At 65.7% G+C, this 5,045-nt stretch carries 5 protein-coding genes; 2 read left to right on the forward strand and 3 right to left on the reverse strand.

Annotated elements, in window-relative coordinates; genetic code table 11:
• Positions 1 to 139: 139 nt before the first annotated feature.
• On the reverse strand, positions 140 to 853 hold the full coding sequence (locus tag AC1D00_RS26070) for an alpha/beta fold hydrolase (protein ID WP_477012625.1): 714 nt from the start codon (positions 851 to 853) through the stop codon (positions 140 to 142).
• A gap of 70 nt (positions 854 to 923) precedes the next feature.
• Positions 924 to 1,352, reverse strand: coding sequence for a DUF983 domain-containing protein (locus AC1D00_RS26075; RefSeq protein ID WP_477012626.1), 429 nt, complete (start codon positions 1,350 to 1,352; stop codon positions 924 to 926).
• A gap of 79 nt (positions 1,353 to 1,431) precedes the next feature.
• Between AC1D00_RS26075 and AC1D00_RS26080 the strand changes: the two genes are divergently transcribed.
• Positions 1,432 to 2,802 carry an aminotransferase-like domain-containing protein gene (locus AC1D00_RS26080; RefSeq protein WP_477012627.1) on the forward strand — a complete coding sequence of 457 codons (1,371 nt, stop codon included), beginning with the start codon at positions 1,432 to 1,434 and terminating at the stop codon, positions 2,800 to 2,802.
• A 135-nt stretch (positions 2,803 to 2,937) separates the two neighbouring features.
• Positions 2,938 to 3,681, forward strand: coding sequence for a sulfite exporter TauE/SafE family protein (locus AC1D00_RS26085; RefSeq protein ID WP_135175837.1), 744 nt, complete (start codon positions 2,938 to 2,940; stop codon positions 3,679 to 3,681).
• A gap of 50 nt (positions 3,682 to 3,731) precedes the next feature.
• Here AC1D00_RS26085 and AC1D00_RS26090 read toward each other — a convergent pair.
• Positions 3,732 to 5,045 (reverse strand): MATE family efflux transporter (locus AC1D00_RS26090; protein WP_477012628.1); only part of this gene is annotated, 1,314 nt, incomplete at its 5' end.

Raw genomic sequence — 5,045 nt, forward strand, 5'->3', positions numbered from 1 at the left:
GCATCGGACCCCTCACCATTTTTGCTGCTGTCATTCCGGGGCGTGCGCAGCACGAACCCGGAATCCATCGAGCCGCAGAGTTGGTGGAGGAATGGATTCCGGGTTCTCGCTTCGCGAGCCCCGGAATGACGGCTGTGGGTCAGGCGACGATCTCGTTCAACGCACCCATCAGCGCCTCCGGCCCCGTGACATTCGGCGCATGGCTCGCGTCGAGCTCGAAATAGCGCCAGCCCTCCTCGCTCTTCGTGCGCTTCGCGAATTGCCCGAACACATCGCCCGGCGGAGTGCGCGTGCAGTATATGTAGCTGCGCGGCATTGCAGGTTCGCCGTGCCCAAGTTTCAACTTGGTCTCGAAACATTTGACCGGCATGGCAACCCGGCGCGCGTTGAGCCAGTCGAGATCGGCTTGCGGCGTATCCGATGGCGGCGGGTTCGGCGGGATACGGTAGCCGTCGGCGGCGGCCGCCGCCTTGCGCATCGGCTCGCGCCCGCTCTCGTTGAGATCGAACAGCGACTGGCCGTCACGCGGCACGAAGGCGTCGAGATAGATCAGCTGCGTCACACGCTCGCGCGCGCGGTCGGCAACGCCGGTCGCGACCATGCCGCCATAGCTGTGGCCGAGCAGCACGATATCGCGGAGGTCCTCGAAGGCGATGACGTTGAGGATGTCCTGGATGTGCGTCTCGAGATCAATTGCGGGATTGGCCAGATGCGAGCGCTCGCCGAGCCCGGTGTAGGTCGGCGCGACCAGGCGGTGGYCGGCCTGCGCCATCAGCGGATGCATCTTCTTCCAGGCCCATCCGCCGGACCACGCGCCGTGACAGAGCAGGAAGGTCTTCGCGCGTGCGGTCATCGGCGTTTCCATCGTTCTTGTTTGTACGATGGAGTGTAGCGGCCGCGCGCGCGATGTAAACGCTACCCGCTCACGCCGCGCGCGTATTCACTTTTGCGAGGACGAGCGCACCGGCCTCGCGCCGCAACTTGCCAGCCTCAAAGCCATGCATGCCGATCTGCCATTGCAGGCCGACGATGGCGCCTTTGGTCGGTTGCAACAACGCAAGCGACGCGAACAGCGTCACCGGCAGCCACACCGCCAGTTGCAGCCAGACCGGCGGGGCATAGGCGGTCTCGACCGCGAGGATCGCCGGCACCACGAGATGGCCGACCACGACCATCACCAGATAGGCCGGGAAGTCATCGGCGCGCTGATGGAACAGCTCCTCGCCGCAATGGTCGCAGCTGTCCGCGACCTTCAGGAAACGACCGAACATATGTCCTTCGCCGCAGTTCGGGCACTTGCCCAAGAAACCGCGCCACATCGCCTTCGTGAGAGAGACTGAACCGGTTGCCATGACAGCACCTCTTCCTTTTCACCGATCCATACAATAATATCCTGTATCCATACATTCAAAGGATATAGGCCTACATTGCATGGATTGGACCCCTACAATCTCGGAGCTGAGCGGGCCGCGCTACCAGCGCATCGTCGATGCCATGGAGGCCGACATCGCAGCCGGCCGGCTGGTGCGTGGCCAGCAGCTGCCGACGCAGCGCGCACTCGCCAAAGCGCTCGACATCGACCTCACCACGGTGACGCGCGCCTACACCGAGGCGCGGCGCCGCGGGATTCTGGAGGCCCGCGTCGGACAGGGCTCGTTCGTGTCGGAGACCAGCGCGCGCCGCGCGGTCGACTTGCCGCATCCCGTTGCGATCGATCTCTCGATGAACGTGCCACCGCATCCGCTGGAAGCGCAGCTCGACGAGCGCATCATCGCCGGGATGGAAGCCATCCGCGCGCAATCGGGGTTGACCGCATTCCTGAACTACCAGCCGCCCGGCGGCAGCGCGCATGAGCGCGAGGTCGCGGCGCGGTGGATGCGCGCGCGCGTTCCGCACGCGCACGCCGACCGGCTCGTGATCTTTCCCGGCACGCAAACCATCCTGTTCAACCTGCTCGCCCATCTCGCGCGGCCCGGCGACGTCGTGCTCACGGAAGCGCTCACCTTCCCCGGCATCAAGGCCGCCGCGGCACGGCTCGGCATCAAGCTCGTCGGCGTCGCCATGGATGACGGCGGCATCCTGCCCGATGCGCTCGCAAAGGCCTGTCGCGCGCACAGACCGAAGGCCGTCTACCTCATCCCGACGCTGCACAATCCGACCACGGCGACACTTTCCGCCGAGCGGCGCGGCGCCATCGCAAGGATCATCCGCGATGCCGACACCACGCTGATCGAGGACGACGCCTACGGGCTGCTCGACCGCTCGGCAGCTCCGATCGCCAACCTCATTCCGGAGCGGACGTATCTGGCCACCACGCTGTCAAAATGCATCGCACCGGCACTGCGTGTCGCCTTTCTCGTGGCTCCCGGCAACGCCGCGCAACAGGAGATGCGTTCCTATTTGCAGGCCACCGTGCAGATGCCGGCGCCGCTGATGGTTGCGCTGGTGACGCATTGGCTCGAAACCGGCATCGCCGATCGCATCATCACCGCCATTCGCAACGAGGCGGTGGGCCGCCAGCAACTCGCGCAGCGCGCACTGAAAGGCTTTCAATTCCTGGCCAAGCCCGCCGCCCATCATCTGTGGCTGCGTCTGCCGGAGGGCCGCCCCGACGTCGCGGCGCATCTGCTGCGGAATGGACTCGCTGTCGTGGCCGGCGATGCCTTCACCATCGACGGGACGCCGCCGCATGCGGCCCGCGTCTCGCTGGGCGCCGCACGCAACAGGGCGGAATTGACCGAAGCACTGCGTATCCTCGTCGGCGCGCTGCACAAGCCCGCCGACATCAGGCAGATCGTCTAGAGCATGATCCGGAAAAGCCCGACGCCGCAGACCACGCCTGCGTGCAGGATGGATTGACCTGCACGGCCGCAGCCGTGCTATGCGGGCGGTGGCGATCAACAGTTCGGGATCGCCGGTGGCGACAAGGACAATCCGTTGGAAACCTACGCTTACGCGCTGCTGCCGCTCGGCGCACTGGCCGGCGGCTTCGTCTCGGGCCTGGCCGGGTTCGGCACGGCGCTGATGGCGCTCGGCATCTGGCTCTACGTGCTGCCGCCCTCGCTCGCGGTGCCCCTGGTGCTGATCTGCTCGGTGATCGCGCAGACCTCGACGCTGCCGTCGATGTGGAAGAGTTTTGATCTCTCGCTGGTCTGGCCGTTCCTGATCGGCGGGCTGATCGGGGTGCCGCTGGGGACCATGATGGTCGCCTCGGCCGATCCAAAGGTGTTCAAGCTGAGCATCGGCGTGCTGCTGCTGGTCTTCTCGAGCGCGCTCTATCTGAACAAGAGGCCGCTCGCCATCACCTTCGGCGGCCGGATCGCCGACGGCGCGATCGGTTTTGCCGGCGGCATTCTGGGCGGACTTGCGGGACTGTCCGGACCGCTGCCGATCCTGTGGGCCAACATTCGCGGCTGGAACAAGCACGAGCGGCGCGGCATCTTCCAGCTCTTCAATTTCACCGTGCTCGCGACCGCGCTGGTGTTGCAGACGGCATCGGGCCTCGTCGCGTTCAAGGTGGTCTGGCTCGCGCTGGTCGCGTTTCCCGGCACGTTGATCGGCGCATGGGCCGGCGCACGCGTCTATCACGCGCTGAGCGACAAGCACTTTGGCGATGTCGTGCTCGGTCTGCTGTTCCTGTCGGGGCTCGGCCTCGTCTGGAACAGCTTTGGCGCGCATTGACGCGCGCGCCAACGAACATGCGTCCTTGTCGCGGCAGGACCAGGCTGTCGCTATGCCGGCAAGCGCGCAGGAGGCGCTTCAGGCTCAGCCTCCACGTGCTCCGGAACCCCGGCGTGTCGAAGCGGAGTCAGGCGCTTGCCGAATTCGCGGTGTAGCAACCACACGCTCAACGCGGCCTGAAGCGTCGTTGTCGCGATCGACAAATACCAGACGTGCTCCATCCGAAAGCCCGGCCACGTCGAGAGCCAGATCGACGGTAGGGAATAGGTGAGGACCCGCATTGCCGAGGTCACCAGCACGGGCTTGGTGTTGCCGAGCCCCTGGAACATGCTGGAGGTGGTGAAGATCAGCCCCTGCGCCACCATGTTGAACGAGACGATGCGCAGGAAGAGCGACGCGACCGCCATCGTTTCCCGATCACTCGAGAAGCCGGCAAGCAACAGACCTGGCGCGAGTTGCGCGAGGATCAGGAAGACAATCATCACGGCGGTCGCGACAAGCGCCGCCTTGACAAAGGTCTCCCGCACGCGCGCGCCATTGCCGGCGCCGAAGTTCTGGCCGGCGATGGGCCCCGCCGCCAGCGCAATGGCGAGCGCAGGCATCTGGATCAGGYCGAGCAGACGCGTGCCGATACCAAATCCGGCCTGCGCCGCCGGTCCGAAAACGCTCAGCACATAATAGCCCACCGCCATGATGATGAAGACCATCGCGAATTCGCCGCCGGCCGGCAGGCCAACATTGAGGATTCTCTTCCACTGCCGAAGCTGCGGCCGCCATTGCGCAGGATGAAAGGCGACGTAGCGCTCCAGTTTCAAGAAATACGCGAGCAGCATGAGCACGCCGACGAAGACTGCGATCGAGCTTGCGAGGCCTGCCCCGGCGACACCGAGCGGATGCCCGGTGCCCCAGCCCGAGATCAGGACCGGCGCCAGCGCAATGTTGATGCCCACCGCGAGCGCCTGCACCAGCATGCTCGGCCGCACGATGCCGGTCGCCCGCAATGCGGATGCCATCACTTGCGTCGCGAATTGCAGCGCCAGCGCCGGCATGAACCAGAGCAGATAGACGGTGCCGGCTTCGACCGTTGCCTTGTCGGCCGCGACCGCGCGCATATAGGGACGCGACAGCGCGAAACCCGCAACCAGTGTCAGCAGCCCGAACAGCACCGACAGGACGACCGACTGGTTGAACACCAGATTGGCATCGCCACGATCCTTGCGGCCCACCGCATGCGCCATCAACGCAACCGTGCCGACGCCGAGCACCTGCATCAAGGCATTGACGAGAAAGCCGGCGTTGCCGGCCGCGGCGACGCCCGCGATCGCGGCCTCGCCCAGGCTCGAAACGAAGTAGAGGTCGACGAG

This window comes from Bradyrhizobium sp. P2_E8 (assembly GCF_056403875.1).

Excerpts from the sequence above, each read along its gene's own strand:
- AC1D00_RS26075 (WP_477012626.1), bottom strand. The coding sequence starts at position 1,352 with ATGGCAACCGGTTCAGTCTCTCTCACGAAGGCGATGTGGCGCGGTTTC.
- AC1D00_RS26080 (WP_477012627.1), top strand. The coding sequence starts at position 1,432 with ATGGATTGGACCCCTACAATCTCGGAGCTGAGCGGGCCGCGCTACCAG.